This is a genomic window from Rhodococcus sp. TAF43 (genome assembly GCF_052113525.1).
Classification (GTDB): Bacteria; Actinomycetota; Actinomycetes; order Mycobacteriales; family Mycobacteriaceae; genus Prescottella.
In genome coordinates this window covers 34,085-52,302 of record NZ_JBFRDL010000034.1, presented here as the reverse complement: position 1 = coordinate 52,302, position 18,218 = coordinate 34,085, and the positions used below count along the sequence as shown (strand labels likewise).

Below are 18,218 nucleotides of genomic sequence, written 5' to 3'. Positions count from 1 at the left end.
CTCGAGTACTACAACACTCGACGACGCCACAGCGCACTCGGAGGACTCCCACCGATCAGCCGACTGCAACCAACCTGATGGCCAGGTACAGCTAGCGGCTCACGGGTGCGTCGGTGCCGTCGTACGTGCGGTAGCGGCCACGCCGGACAGCAGCGCCGCGACAGCTGCGTACCCGGCGAGCGTGGTGACCTGCGAATCGCCGAAGACGGTGGCGGGGGTGATCACCGGGATGTCGAGCAGGCCGCGGACGAGCAGGAGCCCCACCACTGCGGCGAGGGCCGCGACGATCGCGGTGGCGGCCCCGCCGGCCCACAGACGCTTCGCATCGAGAGTGGGTGCCGGCGGAGGGCCGGGCGGGTATGCGGTCATCGAGTGTTCCTTCCGGTCGCCGGTCGGGGAACCGTCCTGTGGACAACGTAGGTCGGCGACCATCCCGACGCCGTCACCCGCGGCGGGTGAAACATCGGGCGCCGGGTGTCTGTGCCGCTCCCGATGTGGACGTGTCACGGTTCGCTGGAAGCGATAGTGGTTCCACGTTCGCGGACCGCATTGCCGACATCGACGCGCAGATCGTGCTCCTGTGGTCCGCCACGTCGGCGAGCACCGGTCACCGGCGCCGGCACCCCCGACGGGTGCCGACGCCGGTGCACGACGGGCGGGCGGTCAGGCCGCCGGCATGGCCGACCCGCTGAGAAGGCCCTGGACGAATTCGGCGATGCCGTCGAGCATTCCGTCCTCGAGACTGCCGAGATCGACGCTGCCGAGCAGTCCGCCGTCCGGGACGGACACGATCTGCGGCCGGCTCACCGCCGGTTCCTCACTGTTCGGCGAAACACATTCGCCCACAACGGCGTAGAGGCCGTCAGTTAGCTCCGCGCTGAAGGTGTCCTCGTCGCCGGGGCCGACGCGCTGGGCGATGTCGGTGCGCCACGACAGGAAACCCGGGTCGTCGATCTTGCCGGGATCTGCCTCGAGTTCGGCCAGTTTGGATGACTCGAGGGCGAAGGCGCCGCACGTGCTGGTGGGCTCGCTGTTGGTGTTCTTCAGCGTGACGTTCAGTGTGTTCGCTTCCACGTTCGTCGTGACCGTCGGGCCGGTGAGCTCGACCGGTTCGGCGGATGCGAGGGCGGGTACCGCAAGCGCCGAGGCGGCGACGATCGCGGCGCCGCCGACCGTGCGGGAGAACACTTTCCGGTTACGCAACTGCATGTAGAACCCCTTCCGAAGGTGGGACGCTGGGCATGATCGGGGTGTCGGGATCGCGGCGGGATCTCCGTGTCGGGATCTCGAAACCAAGATCACCACTCCACCATCGGGGCTCGGCGCCGGGGCTGCAACAGGAGGGTCGGGCAAATGCGACATCGGCGACGTCCGTGCCGGTGTCGCAGTGATGTGACGGTTTCCCGATTCGCCGATGAGCAGCGTCGATCCGGGATGTCCCGCAATAGATAACGATACGATAACGGTATCGCTCCCGGTGTGGATCAGGCGTTGCGACTCTTGGTGTTTCGAGAGTTCGTCGCGAATTCCTCGCGGAGTCGGGCGAGCGCGCGATGCTGCGCGACCCGAACGGCGCCCGGTGTCATGCCGAGTGCGTCCGCGGTGTCGGTGGCCGTACGGCCGTCGATGATCCTCAGGTGCAGAATCGTCCGCTGCTGTGCGCTCAACGACGGGTAGCGCATCCCCTGCATCCGCGACCGGCAGAAACTCAGCACCATCGGGCGGATGCGCACCAGGACGGCGGACATCGCCGCGCGGTCTCCGAGAGCGGCGGCGACCGCGACGTCGTTCAGGTCGGTGGGGGGCGAGGCGTACCGGGTACTCACCCTGCACAGCTAACTGGTGCCGACTGGGGTCTTGCTCTCGACAACCGGTGAACTTCCTGGGAGTTCTTCCGCGGGTCCCCGCAGGAACCGTCCGATCGGTCCCTCGTCCAGCGCGAGTGCCTTGGTGACCACGGTCGCACCGACGATGATGCCGCACGCGACGAACATCCAGCCGATCGCCGTGAACACCAGCCCCAGGTCGCCGAACTTGGTCTCCGCCGACGCGACGATCCGCGGAAGAGCGACGTTACCGACGAGCCGCAGCGCCGTGAGGCCCACCGCGGTGATCGCCCCGGTCGACCACAGCACCCGGGCCGACAGGCGACGCTCGGTGAGCAGGTGCGGCACCAGGGTCCACAATCCCATCCAGACCGCGAACTGTGCCGCCAGTGCGAGCGGACCGCCGACGTACGCGAGGTCCCGCAATATCCGGGTCCCGCCGACCAGTGCGGCGGACGCCGCCACCGACAGCAGCACGGCCACCCACCGCCACCAACTCGCGAGGCGGAGTGTCGGGACGTGCCACACCCGCCCGTACAACCGGCCCAGCACGCGGGCGAAGGACGTGCCGCTGAGTATCACCATGAGCAGCCCGACGATCCCGAACGCGGCGAACGACGGATCATCGATGGAGAGGCTGTCCGGGGAGAAGTCGACGGCGTCCATATCGACACCGAACTGGTCGAAGAATCCCTTGGTGAAGTTGTCGTGGCTGCCGATCGTCGATGCCGCGATGACGACCGGCAGTACCGACGTGAACGACTGTGCCGCGAGGGTCATCGAGCGGTCGACCAACTCGATGTCGACGAGCCCCGACAAGACGCGTTGCACCGTACGGCCGGGCGCGGTGCCGCGCAGCCAGCCCTGCGCCGTTTGCGAGCGGGCCGCGAGGGCTTCCTTGGCCAGCGCCACATTGAACTTCGACGACTTCACAGCACCCCGCTCATGCCCGATGAGAAGCCGGCCGTGCCGGTCTCGATGATTCCGACAGCGTAGGCGACGTGCGCAGCCGAATCGGGTTGCCGAATCGACGAAACACGGCGGGTCCGCGCGATTCGTCCGGCTCGTCCGCAACCGTCGTCGGAATCGGGACGGATCCGGGGAAACCGGCGGGGCCCCAGGAGTCGCCGGCGTACCGTCGGGGCGACGCGATCGAACGGGCTCCGGCGGGCAACCACAGGGAGTGTGACATGAGCGGACGGATCTCGCGGCGAGCCTTCAACCGCGGCCTCGCGTGGACGGCCGGCGCCGTGGGTGTAGGGGCGATCACCGCAGGAGTGCCGGGGGTGCGGGCGCAGGATCTGGGCGATCTCGGCAATATCGACCCGTCCCGCCCGCAGTTGTTCGCGTCGCCGCGTATCGAGCCCTTCGTCGACGAACTGCCCCGCATTCCGGTGCTGTCCGGCTCGCAGCTGGAGCTGCGCGCCACGAGCACGACACATCGGTTCCACCGTGACCTCGATCCCTCTCCGGCGCTCGCGTACGGCGGCATGGACTATCTCGGTCCCACCATCGAGGCGCACAGCAACGACCCGCTGACGGTGTCCTACCGCAACGAGATCGGGGTCCATCCCCTCGCCGCGGACTTCGACACCACACTGCACGGCGTGACCGAGCAGGATCGGACGTCGGTGCCCACGTCGATGCATCTGCACGGCGCCGTGACACCTCCCGAGCACGACGGGCACCCCGCGTTCCTGCAGCGGCCGGGACAGGGGCACGTCCATCACTACCCGAACGGCCACGAGGCCACCCAACTCTGGTACCACGATCACGCGATGGGGATCACCCGCCTCAACGTGTACGCCGGACTCGCCGGGATGTTCCTGTTGCGGGACGAATTCGACACGGGTGCAACCGGTAACGCGTGGGGGCTGCCGTCGGGGGAGTTCGAGATTCCGCTGGTCCTGCAGGAGAAGATCTTCACCGCGGACGGACGGCAGAGCATCCGGGCCACCCCGCTGGTGCCGCAGGGGCGGTGGGACGGCGGAACCCCGGGCGACGTGGGGGTGGTGAACGGCAAGATATGGCCGGAACTCGAGGTAGCGCGGGGCTTCTACCGCCTGCGCATCGTCAGCGCCGCGTCCTTCAGCGTGTGGAATCTGTTCTTCGGCAACCGGATGCGGTTCTGGATTCTCGGCATGGAGGGCGGGCTCCTGCCCGCGCCCGTAGCCTCCGACCGCGTGCGGCTCGCACCCGGAGAGCGGGTCGATCTCCTCGTCGACTTCGGGGCACTGGAACCCGGTGCGACGGTGGAACTCTGCAACGACGAGCCCCCGCCGCTCGGGGCGTCCCAGCGCGGTGCCCGGGCGATGCCGCTATTCTGCCGGTTCCGGATGTCGGCGGGACGCGGCTTCTCCGGGCGGGTTCCGGAGACGCTGCGCGGAGGGTCGGGGCAGCCCGCGGATCTGGAACCGGTGCCGACGCCGCAGGTGCAGCGAACGGTCACTGTGATGCAGTTGATCGACCAGTCGACCGGCGGAACGATCATGTCGCTCAACAACCTGATGTTCGGCGACCCCGACATCGAGATGCCTCGGCAGGGCACCGTCGAACAGTGGAACATCGTCAACGTCGCGCCTGAGCCGCACCCGATTCACCTCCACCTGGTGAACTTCCGCGTGCTGGGCCGGCAGAACATCGATGTCGCGGCGTACACCAGGCAGTACCCGCAGCCACCGATCGGTACCAAGTGGACGCCGCCCGCCGACGACTTCGTCACCTCCCCGCTCGCACCGCCGGAGCCGTGGGAGACCGGTTCGAAGGACACAGTCATCGCGGATCCGGGGACGATCACCCGGATCGTCGCGGTGTTCCCGACCGCCGAGCGCCTCGGTTTCGACCCCGATGCGACCTTCGGGGTGGGAGAGATCTCCGCCCCGGTGGAGGCCTCACCTCAGATGCCCGACCACCGGATGCCCGCCCCTGCGGGACACGATGCCGCGCCGGCGGCGGCGGGTCCGTTGCAGGGGTACGTGTGGCACTGCCACATGCTCGACCACGAGGACCACGACATGATGCTGGGATTCCGCACCGTCGCCGGGGGATGAGGAGTAGGCGAGGGCCGATTCGAGATTCTGGGGCCCCGCGGACCGGAGTGTCCGCGGGGCAGTTCATCCGATGGGTGTGAGGCCGCCGAGGCGATTCTGTTCGTACGGTGCCTGAGAGGCCGATGTGGCTGGATCCCACCATCTCGAGGAGTTTCGCATGGCAGGAACGCTGACCGTCTGGAAGTTCGCGTCTCCGTCCGGAGCGGACACCGCCGTCGCGACGTTGGAAGCCCTGCAGAAGCAGGAATTGATCACCGTTCACGATGCGGCAGTGGTGAGTTGGCCGGAGGGGAGGAGGAAGCCGAAGACTCACCAGCTCGCCGATCTCGCGGGCGCGGGCGCGCTCGGCGGCGCCTTCTGGGGGCTGCTGTTCGGCATTCTGTTCTTCATCCCACTGATCGGGGTGGCCGTCGGTGCCGCCGTCGGCGCACTGACAGGGGCGCTGACCGACGTCGGAATCGACGACGACTTCATCAAGCGGCTCAAGGAACAGATCACCCCCGGAACCTCGGCCCTGTTCGTGTTGACGTCCGACGCGACGGTCGATCGCGTGCACGACGAATTCCATGGTCAGCACGCCGAACTGATCTCCACGAACCTGTCCCATGAGCAGGAGGCGCACTTTCGCGAGGTGTTCGCGGACTGACTGCTCGACGGCGGGCCGGGTCTCATGGTGTGGGTGATCGCGGTCTACTGCGTGATCAATTTCGTCATCCAGTCGATCATCCAGCCGAAGTTCGTCGGCGACGCCGTCGGCATCAGCGGACGATGACCTTCCTGGCGCTGGTGTTCTGGGCCTGGGTGCTCGGCCCGCTGGGTGCGCTGCTTACAATTCCGATGACGCTTCTGGTCAAGGCGATGCTGCTGGACATAGACCCCGCCACCCGTTGGGTGAACGTCCTGATCGGCGAGAAGGCGGAGGACGTTGCGGTTCCGCCGGACCCCGACATTCCCTCTCCTGCAAAGGAAGTCGATGATCCGAGTCCTGAGCCGGAGTCGGTCGTGCCGGCGACGTGACATCTGTGTCCTCGTCGGTCGCCCGAGCCTCATCCCGAACGGGTGATGTGGACGGCCGGCGGAGGGCGCACCCTGATGGGGACACGGACTCAACGACATGCGGAGCGGACGAGGAGATGTGCGATGCCGGACTCGAAGCCGAACATTCTGGTGATCTGGGGCGATGACATCGGCATCTCCAACCTCAGTTGCTACAGCGACGGACTGATGGGATACCGGACGCCGAACATCGATCGTCTCGCCGACGAGGGCATGAAGTTCACCGACTCCTACGGTGAGCAGAGTTGCACCGCCGGCCGCGCCTCATTCATCACCGGCCAGAGCGTCTACCGGACGGGGATGAGCAAGGTCGGCATGCCGGGCGTCGAGATCGGTCTCTCGGCTGAGGACCCGACCATTGCGGAACTGATCAAACCGCTCGGGTATGCCACCGGTCAGTTCGGTAAGAACCACCTCGGTGACCTGAACAAGTACCTGCCGACCGTGCACGGTTTCGACGAGTTCTTCGGCAACCTCTATCACCTCAATGCCGAGGAGGAGCCGGAACTCCCGGACTACCCCGACGCGGATCTGTATCCCCGCCTGTACAACCTGCAACGGCCGCGGGGCGTCCTGCGCTCCTGGGCCACCGATGAGGACGATTCCACCGAGGATCCGCGCTTCGGCCGCGTCGGCAAGCAACGGATCGAAGACACCGGTCCGCTGACCAAGAAGCGGATGGAGACCATCGACGACGAGATCGCCGATGCCTGCATCGACTTCATCCGGCGCAAGCACGACGAGGACACGCCCTTCTTCGTGTGGCTGAACTTCACCCACATGCACCTGCGGACGCATACCAAGCCGGAAAGCCTGGGGCAGTCCGGCATCTGGCAGTCGCCGTACCACGACACGATGATCGACCACGACAAGAATGTCGGCTCCGTGCTCGATGTCCTGGACGAGCTCGGTCTGGCCGAGGACACGATCGTCATCTACAGCACCGACAACGGCCCGCACGCCAACACGTGGCCGGACGGTGCGACCACACCCTTCCGCAGTGAGAAGGACACCAACTGGGAAGGGGCATTCCGGGTTCCGCAGGTGATCCGGTGGCCAGGGAGGATCGAAGCGGGGGCGGTCTCCAACGACATCGTCCAGCATCACGACTGGCTCCCCACGTTCCTCGCGGCGGCCGGTGACACGGACATCGTCGACAAGCTGAAGTCCGGGCACGCCCCCGGCGACAAGACCTACAAGGTCCATATCGACGGCTACAACCTGCTGCCCTACCTCACCGGGGAGGTGGAGCGGAGCCCGCGCCGGGGCATGGTCTACTTCTCGGACGACTGCGACGTGCTGGGTGTGCGGTTCGAGAACTGGAAGATCGTCTTCATGGAGCAGCGGGTACAGGGCACACTGGGGATCTGGGCGGAGCCGTTCACGGAACTGCGGGTACCGAAGCTGTTCAACCTCCGCACCGATCCGTTCGAGCGGGCCGACTCGACGTCGAACACGTACTGGGACTGGTTCCTCGACCACGATTACATCGCCCTCTACGGCACCGCGATCGCTACCGCCTTCCTCGACACGTTCAAGGAGTTTCCGCCGCGGCAGGAGCCAGCCACCTTCACGATCGATCATGCGGTGAAGAAGCTGCACGCCTTTCTGTCGCGGGACTGACCGGCATGGTGAATGCACTCGAGTCGTGGGCCGACGGGGGAACAAGATCCGCCATAGTCGATTTCGTGGATCGGGTCACGGCGGCCGGCGGACCGGACTTCGTCGAACCCGAGGACCGGGTGGCGGTCTTCGACAACGACGGCACACTCTGGTGCGAGAAGCCGATGCCCATCCAACTCGACTTCACCGTGCGGCGCTTCGCCGAGATGGCTACGGGCGAACCCGATCTGCGCCAGAAACAGCCGTGGAAGGCGGCCTACGAGAATGACCTTCAGTGGCTCGGCACGGCGATGGTCAAGCATTATCAGGGCGACGACGGCGATCTGAAGCTGCTGATGGGCGCGGTCACCGCCGCGTTCGACTCGGTCACCGTCGAGAATTACGACGCGCGGGTCCGGGCCTTCTTCGCCGGGGCGGATCACCCGACGCTCGGCCGCCCCTATTACGGGTGCGGATACACGCCGATGGTCGAGTTGTTGCGTTACCTCGAGGAGAACGGCTTCACGACCTACATCGCGTCCGGTGGTGACCGCGACTTCATGCGCCCGGTCGCCGGAAGGCTCTACGGGCTGCCGCCGGAACGCATCATCGGCAGCGCGCTCGGTCTGTCGTACCGCGAGGGCGAGGACACCACCGATCTGCTCTACAAGGCCGCGATGGATTTCTTCGACGACGGACCGGAGAAGCCCGTCCGGATCTGGAGCAGGATCGGGCGGCGGCCGATCCTGTCGGTCGGCAACTCCAACGGCGACCTTCCGATGCTGGCGTTCTCCGGGCAACCCGACCGCCCGTCCCTGCGGATGGTGATCCTGCACGACGATGCCGAACGCGAGTTCGACTACGTCGCCGGTGCCGAACAGGCCCTCGATCAAGCGCGAGAGAAGGACTGGACCGTGGTAAGCATGAAGAACGACTGGACGAACGTCTTCTCGACGGCCGTCACCTGACCCCGAAGAGGAGCGAGGCCCAGTGGGTGATTCGGCATTCTCCGACCTCCGAGACGTACCGGCGCAGACATTCACGATGGGCTCGGATCGGCACTACCCGGAGGAGGGCCCGGCGCACCGTGTGAAGGTCGATGCCTTCGCCATCGAGACCCATCAGGTCACCAATGCGCAGTACGCGCGTTTCGTGCGGGACACCGGCTACGTCACGGTGGCCGAGAGGCCGTTGGACCCCGCCGATTTCCCGGGGGCGCCCGTGGAGAACCTGCAGCCCGGATCGATGGTCTTCACACGCACCGCCGGTCCGGTCGATCTCCGGCACCTCAGTCAATGGTGGACCTGGACGATCGGGGCGTCCTGGCAGCGCCCCACAGGCCCCGGATCGTCGACCGCCGGGCTCGGGGACCACCCCGTCGTTCATGTCGCGCACGAGGATGCAGCGGCGTACGCGCAATGGGCGGGACGGTCGCTGCCCACCGAGGCGCAGTGGGAGGCCGCTGCGCGGGGTGGGCTGGACGGCGCCGACTTCACATGGGGCAAGGACGGCGAAGCGGACGACGAGCGTCTCGCGAACTTCTGGCACGGCGACTTCCCCTGGCGAGCGGATTCCGGGTACGGCACCACCGCAGCGGTCGGCAGCTATCCGTCGAACGGGTACGGCCTGCACGACATGGCGGGCAACGTGTGGGAATGGACGGCCGACTGGTACTCGGACCGACATGCCGACTCGGCGGACTCGTGCTGCGCACCGCTCAATCCGCGTGGGCCGGACGTGTCGCAGAGCTTCGACAGCCGTCAGCCCCAGTTCCAGGTGCCCCGCAAGGTGATCAAGGGCGGCTCGTTCCTGTGCGCCGACAGCTACTGCCGCCGCTATCGGCCCGCGGCGCGCCGACCCCAGATGGTCGACACGGGGATGAGCCACATCGGATTCCGGTGCGTGGCGGGCGCCGCGTAGTCGAATCCGGACGGGCTCCGAACAGGTTGCGGCTCATGGTCGGCCGGGCCGCCGGGGCGACGGGTCAGGGATTTCCGTCCATAGCCGAGCAAGCGGGCAGGCCGAGTTGCTCGATCCGGCTGTTGAAGTCCTCGATCCGGTCGAGGTCCGTCGTGGTCAACCCGGCGTCTGCATCGGCGGCCAGATCCAGGATCCGCTGCGCTCCGTTCACGCTGAGCCCGTCGGGGCTGGAATCGATCACTGCGACAACATCGGTGGTGAGTTTCCTCCACGCGCGATGGGACGCGTCGAGGATGGCCTTGATCTGACGACCGTCGGAGACGGGCGGTTCCGGCATCTCGATCAACGTGTCGAGCGCAGGCAGGCTCGCGACGAGGGCGCTGCGGGTATTCGTGATGTTCGCCGGTGACAGTGCGGAGCTGGCGGGAATCTCGTCGAGCGCCTCTGTGGCGTCGGCGAGGGGTCCGTAGGCCGTGCAGAAGGCGTCGGCCCACGTTTCCAGGTCGGAGGCGACGGTATCCGGCGGCCGACTCGATGCGACGACCCCCTCCTCGCTCGTCGGTGTGCCTTCCAGTTCGGTCGCGCAACCCGCGATGCCGATCGCCGCGATCGCCGCGATCACCAGCCCCGACGATTCGCGCCGTCCTCGGTCCTTGACGAACATCTTCCCCCCCCAGAGAAACGTACGTGTACGCCCAGGCTAACGGGGGAGCCGGCCCGATCCGCACACCGCCCCGGTGAACGGCCCGGCGGTCGACGTCGGCTACCAGGCGGAGTCGCCGCGGCGCACGGCGCCGCCGTCGACGAAGACGACGTGGCCGGTGACGTGCGAATTCTCCGGGGAAACAAGCCGGGACAGCAGCGTGGCAATCTGTGCCAGGTCGCCAGTTTGTGCCACGCTGTCAATGTGCTCGAGACGCACTCTCGGATGCGACCGCTGCTGGCGGGGCGGGCCGGGCCCGATCTGGACGACCCCGAGGGGCCGGCCGACGTGGGTGAGCTGGCGGCGTCCGCGCTGTCCGTCCTACGCCTCGATGTCCAGATTCCGGCGCGAAGCGACTAGCTCGACGAATCCGTTCGACAGACAACATGTTTCGGCAGACAAGGAGACAATCATGGTTCGGTCACTGGTGAGAAGCGTCGTGGTTTCGGCAGATCCCGATCGGGTCTGGTCCCACATCGGCGACTTCGACCGGCTCGGCGCGTGGCATCCGGGCGTCCCGCCCTCGGAGCTCGAGGGCGACACGGAGCCGACCGAGGTCGGTGCAATCCGTGTCTTCTCGATCGACGGGCGTGTCGTCGCCCGGGAGCTTCTCGTCGGCCGCGATGCAGCGGCGCGCACGTACAGCTACCAGGTGCTCGACCCGATGCTGCCGATCAGCGACTACATCGCCACCCTCGCGGTGCGGCCGCACGCCGGCGGCACCGAGATTCATTGGAGCGCGGAGTATCAGGCCGACGACGACGCGGCGGTCGCGACGGTGGAGCAGATGTTCGGCGACGGGGTCTATGTCACCGGACTCAACGCTGTGGCAACGTATTTCGCGGACTAGCCGCGCACCGACCGCCGGCTCGTCGTCGCTTGCTAGTGGCGACGAGCCGAGCAGTCGATACACATCGTGGCGGCGGGCACCGCATCGAGTCGGGCCTCGGTGATCGGTGTTCCGCATCGGACGCAGACGCCGTACGTGCCGTTCTCGAGGCGCTGTGTTGCCGCCGCCAGGTCCTCCAGGTCGCGGCGAGCGTCGTCGAGCAGGGCCGAGACCTGGGCACGCTCGAAGGCGATGGTCGAGCCTTCGGGATCGTGCTCGTCGTCGTCCGTGGTGAACTCCGATCCCTCCACTATTCCGGTGAATCGCTGGTTGAGTGCGGCGATGCGGCGCTCCGTGTCGGCGCGTTCCCGGGCGATCCGGGCCCGATGCCGGGAGGCGGTCGCGTCCGCGTCGGCTCCTGCGGGGGTGTCGTCGACCATGGGTGTTCCTCCATCGAAGCCGGTTCGCGGTTACCGAAAGTTGATCAGTAGCCCGGCCATCCACACGCAAGCCAGGGTGAAGGCTGTGATCAAAACGGCCTCGAGCAGCGTGGTGCCGACCATCAGTGCGAACAATCCGGGCACGAACACGATGAGTGCGATGCACAGCAGCCATGCCAATCGCAGTGACGTGGTTCGTATCCCGGCCCGCCGCGCGCGTTGTGGAGCCTCGCACATGTCGTCTCCCGTGAGCTGTGGTGCGCTCCTGTCGTCTGTGCCGTGCAGTACGCACCCGACGGTAGCGGAGTGGTAGCGGAGGCGTGTGGGGAATCGTCCGAATTGTACTGCGGTGCAGAGATTGGCCGAATCGATCGCGTGGATGTGGTTGCGGGCGAATCCATCCCGCTTCGGGTTCCGGGTGCAGATCATTGCACCCGCGCGGCCGGTGACGGTGCGGCCGGTTCGCCGCGCGCACCGGGGCGGGGATTGCCTCTGTCCGGAGGGTCGCCCGGCCCGCGGTCCTCGCCGGACGGCCCGGGTTCGCGCGACCGCCGCATCCTGGAGGTTGTCGTTCTTTTGACTTATTCCAGAAAAGGGGCATACTGGGAACCATGCAACACGGAGAGCACGGCATCGAACCCCGCACCCTGCTGAGGGAAGCGGGCCTACGTGTCACGGCTCCCCGGGTTGCGGTTCTGAATGCTGTTGCCGCGAATCCGCATTCGGATGCGGAGGAGATCGCTGCCGAGGTGCGTCGTCAGCTCGGGACCGTCTCCACCCAGGGCGTCTACGACGTGCTGGGGGCCTGTGTCCGGGCGGGTCTGCTGCGCCGGATCGAACCTGCGGGTTCCCCGGCACGGTACGAGACCCGCGCCGCGGACAACCATCACCACTTGGTGTGCCGCTCGTGCGGCACGGTCGTCGATGTGGACTGCGTCGTCGGCCACGCTCCCTGCCTGGAGCCCTCGAACGACCACGGCTTCGAGATCGACGAGGCCGAGGTGGTGTTCTGGGGTCTGTGCGGCGGTTGCCGAAGTGTTTCGGCGAAAACCACAGCAGAGACCGTTGCCAGCTCACAGAATCAAGACGATGTGCCCGGATCGGGCGGGTCGAACCATTCGAAGACAGCCACAGCCCACTAGTGCCAGGAGGCTTCGCAAAATGACGTCCGCACAGTCACGTCCGACGACGAACAACTTCGGAATCCCGGTCAGCAGCGACGACGAGTCGTTGACCGCGGGTACGCAGGGGCCGATCCTGCTGCACGACCACTACCTGATCGAGAAGCTCGCGCAGTTCAACCGCGAGCGGGTGCCGGAGCGCATCGTGCACGCCAAGGGCGGCGGCGCGTTCGGTGAACTCGTCATCACCGGTGACGTCAGCAAGTACACCAAGGCGAAGTTCCTGCAGCCCGGCAAGAAGACCGAGTCGCTGGTGCGCTTCTCYACCGTCGCCGGCGAGCAGGGCAGCCCCGACACGTGGCGCGATCCGCGCGGGTTCGCGATGAAGTTCTACACCGAAGAGGGCAACTACGACCTCGTCGGCAACAACACCCCGGTCTTCTTCATCAAGGACCCCATCAAGTTCCCCGACTTCATCCGCTCGCAGAAGCGTCTGCCGGGTTCGGGTCTGCGCGACCACGACATGCAGTGGGACTTCTGGACGCTGCGTCCCGAGACGGCGCACCAGGTGACGTGGCTGATGGGCGACCGCGGTATCCCGAAGTCGTGGCGGCACATGGACGGGTTCGGCTCGCACACCTACCAGTGGGTCAACGCTGCCGGTGAGCGCTTCTGGGTGAAGTACCACTTCAAGACCGACCAGGGCATCGAGTTCCTCACGCAGGCCGAGGCCGACACCCTCGCCGGCTCCGACCCGGATTACCACCGCGCCGATCTGTACAACGCGATCGATCGGGGCGAGTTCCCCAGCTGGACCATGAAGGTTCAGGTCATGCCGGTCGTGGAGGCCGAGGGCTACCGCTTCAACCCGTTCGACCTGACGAAGGTGTGGTCGCAGAAGGACTACCCGCTGATCGAGGTCGGCAAGTGGACCCTGAACCGCAATCCGGAGAACTTCTTCGCGCAGATCGAGCAGGCGTCGTTCGAACCGTCGAACGTGGTGCCCGGCATCGGGTTCAGCCCCGACAAGATGCTGCTCGGCCGGGTGTTCTCCTACGCGGACGCCCATCGCTACCGGATCGGCACCAACTACGCCGACCTGCCGGTGAACGCGCCGAAGTGCCCCGTGAACTCCTACTCCAAGGAGGGTGCGATGCGCTACAGCTTCAACTCCGCCGACACCCCGGTGTACGCGCCCAACTCGTACGGCGGGCCGCACGCGGATCCGTCGGCCGCCGGTGACGAGGGCCTGTGGGAGTTCGACGGTCAGGCGGTGCGCGCCGGGTACATCCAGCACCCGGAGGACGGCGACTTCACGCAGGCCGGAACCCTGGTCCGCGAGGTGCTCGACGATGCCGCCCGCGAACGTCTGGTGAGCAACATCGTCGGCCACGCGCTCGGCGGTGTCAGCGAACCCGTGCTGCAGCGCGTGTTCGAGTACTGGAAGAACGTGGACGCCGAACTCGGCAAGAAGGTCGAGGTAGGCGTGCGCGCCGGCCAGAAGTAGACCGATGAGCCCGATGGGCCCGTTCCGGAATTGGACAATTCCGGAACGGGCCCATCGGCTTTCACGAACCTGTCGGCCTCATCGACTCGTCAGGGGAGCAGGCCCCACCAGTAGATGAAGGTTGCTGCCAGCCACAGAATCAGAGTGTCCATAACCGCCTCCCGAGCATTCGAGGACTGCCTCCATCATGCCCCTCGGCGTCGGCTCTGAACAAACACGGCAATTCCGTACACGAGTACCGCCCCGATGATCCAGGCCTCCAGCACCGCGATCGCTGTGGGGAGGCCGTCGTTGTCGAAGTACGCGGTGCCGCGCAGCGCGCGAACGGTGACGCCGACCGGCAGGATGTTCGTCAGCGGTTCCAACCAACCCGGAAGGAACTGTGCGGGCAGGATGCCGGTGCTGGTCGCGTTTCCGAACACCAGCAGGACGACGGCGGCGACGAAGATCCCGGGCGGCCCGAGGAGTTTGAGCAGCGCCACGGTCGAGGCGCCGACGGCAAACGCGAGCAGACCGACGAGCGTGGCGGTCATGAGGAACGACGCCGGCAGCGCCCCGAAAACGGGCTGGACCAGCCAGGCGACGACGAGGCTCACCAGGATCGAGAAGGCCACTGCGCTGACGGCACGCCAGACGACGGGCAGTCGCGGACCGGCCTGCATGCTGGTGAGGCCGAACAGGAACGCCGCGAGGACGACACCGAAGGCGGTGTAGAACACCGACAGTCCGCGGGAATCGCCCGACGCCAACGGGACGACGTCGGTCACGGTCAGCGGCGTACCGGTCGCCGCGGCGGCCGCCCCGAACGCACGGGACAGGACCTCGGTGACCGCCGGCCCGTTCGCGCCCGCGACGAGCAGTTCCGCGGTGGGCGCACCGGCGGCGACGAACGCGCCGAAGACATCGTGCGACTCGACGGACTGCCGGGCCGTGTCGGCGGACGGGTAGACGCGCACGTCGAAGGCGTCGCCGGCGGCCGCCGACTGGGCCTCGATCGCGGCGACCGCCGGTGGCGGCGCAACCACCGCGACGGGCAGATCGTGCGGTTTCGGATCGTGGAAGGCGGCCAGGAACACCGCGACGAAGATGGCGCCGATCAGCAAACCGACCAGCATCGGGACCACGGTTCCCCGCACGACCGTGTCGCGCTCCGGCTCCGAGTGCTCGGCTGACCGATCCGGTTCCGAATCGTCTACTGACCGCGTCGACGTCGCTGCCATACATCGAGTGTGCCCACATCACGGCGCCGCGGTGGGCGTTCTCGACGTCACGGTTCGAGAAAGCGTGCCAGGAACTCGATCAGCAGCCGCTCGCCGACCGGTGCGGGCAGTGCCTCGACGAGGGCGAGGACGTCGGCCTGGGGGCCGGTGAGCCCGGCCTTCGGATCCAGCCCGGCGAGCCCCAGCACGGCGGCGCTGACCTCGCTGGTGAGATCGACGGGATCGATCTGCGCGGCGGCCGCGACCAGGTCGGCGGGGGCGTCCGCGCCCGGGATCCCGCGGGTGCCGTCCGCCGCCTTCTGCAGCGCCGCGATCAGGTCGTCGACGACCCGTTCGGTGACCGGCGTGATCGTCAGATGCGTGGTGCGCGGCAGGACCGTTCCGTCCGACTGGGTGTACCGGGGCTGCGGCTGCAGCGCYCACCCGGCGTCGCCCGCGGCGTCGGACCACCGGTGCGGATCAACGCGGCGCTCCGGCGACACCGCCTCGTCCGTGGCGATCGCCAGCAGGGGGCCGACGGGATCGCCGACGAGCCGCAGGCCCACGATTCCCGCGATCGCGCCGCGGATCCGTTCGGTCGCGCGCGCCATCGGCGCGACCAGGGCTGCGAATCCCTCCTCGCCGAGGGCCTGTGTCACCGCCCAGCCGGCCGCGATCGGCATGACGCTGCGCGATCCCAGCAGCGTCGGATTGACCACGGAGTAGCCGGGCCACGACGTGGTGGCGAACCAGTGTGCGCGGTGTCGGTCGCGGTCGCGGTAGAGCAGCAGCGACACGCCCTTGGGGGCGTACCCGTACTTGTGCAGGTCCACCGACAGGCTGCTCACGCCCGGCACCGTCAGATCCCACCGCCGTGTCAGGCCCGGCCACCACGGCAGCACCCAGCCGCCGATGCAGCCGTCCACGTGCAGTGGGACATCCTGGGCTGCACACAGTTCCGCGATCTGCTCGACAGGATCGAGGGCGCCGTGCGCATACGACGGCGTGCTCGCGACGACCAGGGCCACGTCGGGCGACAAGGCCGCGGCGACGTCCGACGGCCGCAGCCGCGCGGTGACGGGATCCACCGGCAGCACCTCGAGCCGCAGATCGAGATGCTGCGCCGCCTTGTGGAAGGCCGCGTGCGCAGTGGCGCCGATCAGCAGTGTCGGGCGGTGCTCGGCCCCCGTTCGCCTCCGCCACGTGTCCCGTGCGGATTTGACGGCGAGCATGCAGCTTTCGGTGCCGCCGCTCGTGACCGAGCCGACGACGTCCGGGTCGCCACCTGCGAGCACGCCGCGCCCCAGTTCGACGAGATCGCGCTCCATCGCCGCGATCGACGGAAACGTGGTGGGGTCCAGCCCGTTCAGCGACTGCGCGCGCAACGCCGCGGCCCCCGCGAGCTCGGCGAGTTCGGCGACGCCCGGGTCGTACACGTACGACAGCAGGCGTCCGCCCGACGTCGGGGCATCCGCCGCGCGAAGGGCATCGAGGCGGGCGAGGACGTCGGCAGGATCGTTGCGGAACTGCATCAGTGGCTTCCGTTCTGGGAGTAGGAGTCCTCGGCGGCGAGGCGGTAGCGCGCGAGCGCGACGATGCTGAGCGCGGTGAGGATCGCAGGAGCCGCGGAGATCGCCAGTGCGATGCCGTTGATCGCGGTCTCGGACTGGTCGGCGTGGTGGTCGTCGGTGGACGAGACGAACCCGGTGATCGCGAGGATCGCGAGGACCAGAGCGGGACCGAGCGCCAGGCCGATGGTCTCGACGGCCGTCCACACGCCGCTGAACGCCCCGGCGCGAACCGTGCCGCCCTCGCGCTTCTCGTGGTCGCTGATGACGTCCGGCAGCATCGACATGCCCAGCATCTGCATGCCCGCGTAGCCGACACCGGCCACCGCCACCACCGCGTACACCCACCACCCGGTGTCCACGAGCAGACCCAGCAGCGCCACGGTGGCGGCGAGGAACAGGCTCGACGCCAGCAGGTAGGCGCGCCGCTTGCCCCACGCCCGGACCGAGCGCGACCACAGCGGCATCACCGCGACCGCCGGACCGACCAGCGCGGCGAACAGGATCGACACCGACCCCTCGTTGCCGAGTACGTACGTGGCGGCGTACTGCGCAGCGGCCAGCATGGTGCCCGTCGCGAAGGCCTGCAGTGCGGATGCCGTCAGCAGCATCCGGAACGGCCGGCTGGATCGGACGACGCGCAGCGACGCCGAGAACGAGGTGTCCTCGCCGAGCGAGGATTCCGATGCCGGCCGGCGCGGGGCCACACGGGACGCCGCGAGCATGCCCAGTCCCAGCAACGCGCCGGCGACGATGCCCATGACGAGGTAGCCCCAGCGGCCGCCACCGCCCAGCTCGCGCAGCTTCGGGCCACCCGCCCCGAAGAGGAGTATCGCGATGCCGAGAACTGCGACGCGCCATGCCATCAGGCGCGCACGCTCGTGGTAGTCGTCGGTGAGTTCGGCGGGCATCGCGATGTACGGAACCTGGAACATGCTGAACGCCACCGCGGACGCGATGAACGCGACCGTGACCCACACCGCGCCACCCGCGGCGTCGACGCCGTCGGGCACCGCGAAGGTGAGGGCGAAGAAGACCGGCAGCAGCACGGCGCCGATCGTGAGGAACCGCCGTCGGCTCCCGGTCCGGCGGGCCCACGAGTCGCTCCACGACCCGATCGCCGGGTTGAGCACCACGTCCAGCGCCTTCGGCGCGAACACCACGAAGGTGGCGACGGCCGCCGCGATGCCCAACGTGTCGGTGAGGTAGTAGGCGAGCACCAGGCCCGGGAGGGTCGAGAAGCCGCCGGTGCCGACCGAACCCAGCGCGTAGCCGCGAATGGTGGCGGCGCTGAGCCGCCCTGGCGCGGTGGACGAGACATTCGTGGCCGTCATGCGCGTCAATCTAGGCCAGCCGGGAGCCGACGGTGGTCCGGTCGCGGCCGTCGGAGCGTCGTG

Annotated in this window: 20 protein-coding genes and 1 pseudogene; 10 read left to right on the top strand and 11 right to left on the bottom strand. The window is 67.8% G+C overall.

Going from position 1 to position 18,218, the window contains the following annotated elements; all coding sequences use genetic code 11:
• Positions 1 to 99: 99 nt before the first annotated feature.
• The 4 genes from AB4Z09_RS19625 to AB4Z09_RS19610 form a co-directional block, all read right to left on the bottom strand.
• The gene (locus AB4Z09_RS19625) at positions 100 to 369 is read right to left on the bottom strand and encodes a hypothetical protein (protein ID WP_217487176.1); all 270 of its coding nucleotides are present in this window, start codon (positions 367 to 369) and stop codon (positions 100 to 102) included.
• A gap of 294 nt (positions 370 to 663) precedes the next feature.
• Positions 664 to 1,209 (bottom strand): hypothetical protein, encoded by a 546-nt coding sequence (locus AB4Z09_RS19620; RefSeq protein WP_114721179.1) that lies wholly within the window; start codon positions 1,207 to 1,209, stop codon positions 664 to 666.
• Positions 1,210 to 1,484: 275 nt separating this feature from the next.
• Complete coding sequence (locus AB4Z09_RS19615; protein ID WP_254622769.1) at positions 1,485 to 1,826, bottom strand: sigma factor-like helix-turn-helix DNA-binding protein; 342 nt, start codon at positions 1,824 to 1,826, stop codon at positions 1,485 to 1,487.
• 9 nt (positions 1,827 to 1,835) lie between these two features.
• Entirely contained in the window at positions 1,836 to 2,759 is a 924-nt protein-coding gene (locus AB4Z09_RS19610) for a hypothetical protein (RefSeq protein ID WP_442240487.1), read from the bottom strand.
• A gap of 257 nt (positions 2,760 to 3,016) precedes the next feature.
• On the opposite strand from AB4Z09_RS19610, the gene AB4Z09_RS19605 reads away from it, so the two are divergent.
• From AB4Z09_RS19605 to AB4Z09_RS19580, 6 genes and pseudogenes are all read left to right on the top strand, one after another.
• Positions 3,017 to 4,876, top strand: a complete 1,860-nt coding sequence (locus AB4Z09_RS19605; protein WP_174907798.1) for a multicopper oxidase family protein — start codon at positions 3,017 to 3,019, stop codon at positions 4,874 to 4,876.
• A gap of 157 nt (positions 4,877 to 5,033) precedes the next feature.
• Positions 5,034 to 5,522 carry a DUF1269 domain-containing protein gene (locus AB4Z09_RS19600; RefSeq protein ID WP_174907800.1) on the top strand — a complete coding sequence of 163 codons (489 nt, stop codon included), beginning with the start codon at positions 5,034 to 5,036 and terminating at the stop codon, positions 5,520 to 5,522.
• Positions 5,523 to 5,893 (top strand): annotated as a pseudogene (locus tag AB4Z09_RS19595) (AI-2E family transporter); the annotation flags it as partial.
• A 123-nt stretch (positions 5,894 to 6,016) separates the two neighbouring features.
• The gene (locus AB4Z09_RS19590; RefSeq protein ID WP_174907802.1) at positions 6,017 to 7,555 is read left to right on the top strand and encodes an arylsulfatase; all 1,539 of its coding nucleotides are present in this window, start codon (positions 6,017 to 6,019) and stop codon (positions 7,553 to 7,555) included.
• A 5-nt stretch (positions 7,556 to 7,560) separates the two neighbouring features.
• The gene (locus AB4Z09_RS19585; protein ID WP_174907804.1) at positions 7,561 to 8,502 is read left to right on the top strand and encodes an HAD family hydrolase; all 942 of its coding nucleotides are present in this window, start codon (positions 7,561 to 7,563) and stop codon (positions 8,500 to 8,502) included.
• Positions 8,503 to 8,578: 76 nt separating this feature from the next.
• Entirely contained in the window at positions 8,579 to 9,454 is an 876-nt protein-coding gene (locus AB4Z09_RS19580) for a formylglycine-generating enzyme family protein (RefSeq protein ID WP_174914379.1), read from the top strand.
• A gap of 64 nt (positions 9,455 to 9,518) precedes the next feature.
• On the opposite strand, the gene AB4Z09_RS19575 is transcribed toward AB4Z09_RS19580, so the two are convergent.
• Positions 9,519 to 10,118, bottom strand: a complete 600-nt coding sequence (locus AB4Z09_RS19575; RefSeq protein WP_174907806.1) for a hypothetical protein — start codon at positions 10,116 to 10,118, stop codon at positions 9,519 to 9,521.
• Between the two features lie 99 nt (positions 10,119 to 10,217).
• Positions 10,218 to 10,352 carry a hypothetical protein gene (locus tag AB4Z09_RS19570; protein ID WP_302675472.1) on the bottom strand — a complete coding sequence of 45 codons (135 nt, stop codon included), beginning with the start codon at positions 10,350 to 10,352 and terminating at the stop codon, positions 10,218 to 10,220.
• Positions 10,353 to 10,361: 9 nt separating this feature from the next.
• On the opposite strand from AB4Z09_RS19570, the gene AB4Z09_RS19565 reads away from it, so the two are divergent.
• Together AB4Z09_RS19565 and AB4Z09_RS19560 are read left to right on the top strand one after the other, a co-directional pair.
• Complete coding sequence (locus AB4Z09_RS19565) at positions 10,362 to 10,517, top strand: hypothetical protein (protein ID WP_174907808.1); 156 nt, start codon at positions 10,362 to 10,364, stop codon at positions 10,515 to 10,517.
• Positions 10,518 to 10,569: 52 nt separating this feature from the next.
• Entirely contained in the window at positions 10,570 to 11,007 is a 438-nt protein-coding gene (locus AB4Z09_RS19560; protein WP_174907810.1) for an SRPBCC family protein, read from the top strand.
• A 32-nt stretch (positions 11,008 to 11,039) separates the two neighbouring features.
• Here the strand turns inward: AB4Z09_RS19560 and AB4Z09_RS19555 are convergent, their stop codons facing one another.
• A complete protein-coding gene (locus AB4Z09_RS19555) occupies positions 11,040 to 11,426 on the bottom strand; it encodes a TraR/DksA family transcriptional regulator (protein ID WP_174907812.1) in 387 nt (128 codons plus the stop codon).
• A 30-nt stretch (positions 11,427 to 11,456) separates the two neighbouring features.
• Positions 11,457 to 11,663 carry a hypothetical protein gene (locus AB4Z09_RS19550; protein WP_174907814.1) on the bottom strand — a complete coding sequence of 69 codons (207 nt, stop codon included), beginning with the start codon at positions 11,661 to 11,663 and terminating at the stop codon, positions 11,457 to 11,459.
• Between the two features lie 374 nt (positions 11,664 to 12,037).
• Between AB4Z09_RS19550 and AB4Z09_RS19545 the strand changes: the two genes are divergently transcribed.
• Entirely contained in the window at positions 12,038 to 12,568 is a 531-nt protein-coding gene (locus AB4Z09_RS19545; protein ID WP_174907816.1) for a Fur family transcriptional regulator, read from the top strand.
• A gap of 19 nt (positions 12,569 to 12,587) precedes the next feature.
• Positions 12,588 to 14,054 (top strand): catalase, encoded by a 1,467-nt coding sequence (locus AB4Z09_RS19540; protein WP_174907818.1) that lies wholly within the window; start codon positions 12,588 to 12,590, stop codon positions 14,052 to 14,054.
• Between the two features lie 185 nt (positions 14,055 to 14,239).
• On the opposite strand, the gene AB4Z09_RS19535 is transcribed toward AB4Z09_RS19540, so the two are convergent.
• From AB4Z09_RS19535 to AB4Z09_RS19525, 3 genes are all read right to left on the bottom strand, one after another.
• Positions 14,240 to 15,169, bottom strand: a complete 930-nt coding sequence (locus AB4Z09_RS19535; RefSeq protein ID WP_217487177.1) for an ABC transporter permease — start codon at positions 15,167 to 15,169, stop codon at positions 14,240 to 14,242.
• Between the two features lie 152 nt (positions 15,170 to 15,321).
• Positions 15,322 to 16,785 carry a pyridoxal phosphate-dependent decarboxylase family protein gene (locus tag AB4Z09_RS19530; protein ID WP_442240486.1) on the bottom strand — a complete coding sequence of 488 codons (1,464 nt, stop codon included), beginning with the start codon at positions 16,783 to 16,785 and terminating at the stop codon, positions 15,322 to 15,324.
• Entirely contained in the window at positions 16,785 to 18,155 is a 1,371-nt protein-coding gene (locus AB4Z09_RS19525; RefSeq protein WP_442240485.1) for an MFS transporter, read from the bottom strand. Before AB4Z09_RS19525 ends, AB4Z09_RS19530 begins: the two co-directional genes overlap by 1 nt.
• Between the last annotated feature and the right edge of the window lie 63 nt (positions 18,156 to 18,218).

Bases quoted from the DNA above. Each gene is read 5' to 3' on its own strand.
- AB4Z09_RS19550 (WP_174907814.1), bottom strand. From the start codon at position 11,663: ATGTGCGAGGCTCCACAACGCGCGCGGCGGGCCGGGATACGAACCACG.
- AB4Z09_RS19555 (WP_174907812.1), bottom strand. From the start codon at position 11,426: ATGGTCGACGACACCCCCGCAGGAGCCGACGCGGACGCGACCGCCTCC.
- AB4Z09_RS19625 (WP_217487176.1), bottom strand. From the start codon at position 369: ATGACCGCATACCCGCCCGGCCCTCCGCCGGCACCCACTCTCGATGCG.
- AB4Z09_RS19585 (WP_174907804.1), top strand. From the start codon at position 7,561: ATGGTGAATGCACTCGAGTCGTGGGCCGACGGGGGAACAAGATCCGCC.
- AB4Z09_RS19580 (WP_174914379.1), top strand. From the start codon at position 8,579: ATGGGCTCGGATCGGCACTACCCGGAGGAGGGCCCGGCGCACCGTGTG.
- AB4Z09_RS19525 (WP_442240485.1), bottom strand. From the start codon at position 18,155: ATGACGGCCACGAATGTCTCGTCCACCGCGCCAGGGCGGCTCAGCGCC.
- AB4Z09_RS19575 (WP_174907806.1), bottom strand. From the start codon at position 10,118: ATGTTCGTCAAGGACCGAGGACGGCGCGAATCGTCGGGGCTGGTGATC.
- AB4Z09_RS19590 (WP_174907802.1), top strand. From the start codon at position 6,017: ATGCCGGACTCGAAGCCGAACATTCTGGTGATCTGGGGCGATGACATC.
- AB4Z09_RS19560 (WP_174907810.1), top strand. From the start codon at position 10,570: ATGGTTCGGTCACTGGTGAGAAGCGTCGTGGTTTCGGCAGATCCCGAT.
- AB4Z09_RS19545 (WP_174907816.1), top strand. From the start codon at position 12,038: ATGCAACACGGAGAGCACGGCATCGAACCCCGCACCCTGCTGAGGGAA.
- AB4Z09_RS19605 (WP_174907798.1), top strand. From the start codon at position 3,017: ATGAGCGGACGGATCTCGCGGCGAGCCTTCAACCGCGGCCTCGCGTGG.
- AB4Z09_RS19600 (WP_174907800.1), top strand. From the start codon at position 5,034: ATGGCAGGAACGCTGACCGTCTGGAAGTTCGCGTCTCCGTCCGGAGCG.
- AB4Z09_RS19620 (WP_114721179.1), bottom strand. From the start codon at position 1,209: ATGCAGTTGCGTAACCGGAAAGTGTTCTCCCGCACGGTCGGCGGCGCC.
- AB4Z09_RS19535 (WP_217487177.1), bottom strand. From the start codon at position 15,169: ATGCTGGTCGGTTTGCTGATCGGCGCCATCTTCGTCGCGGTGTTCCTG.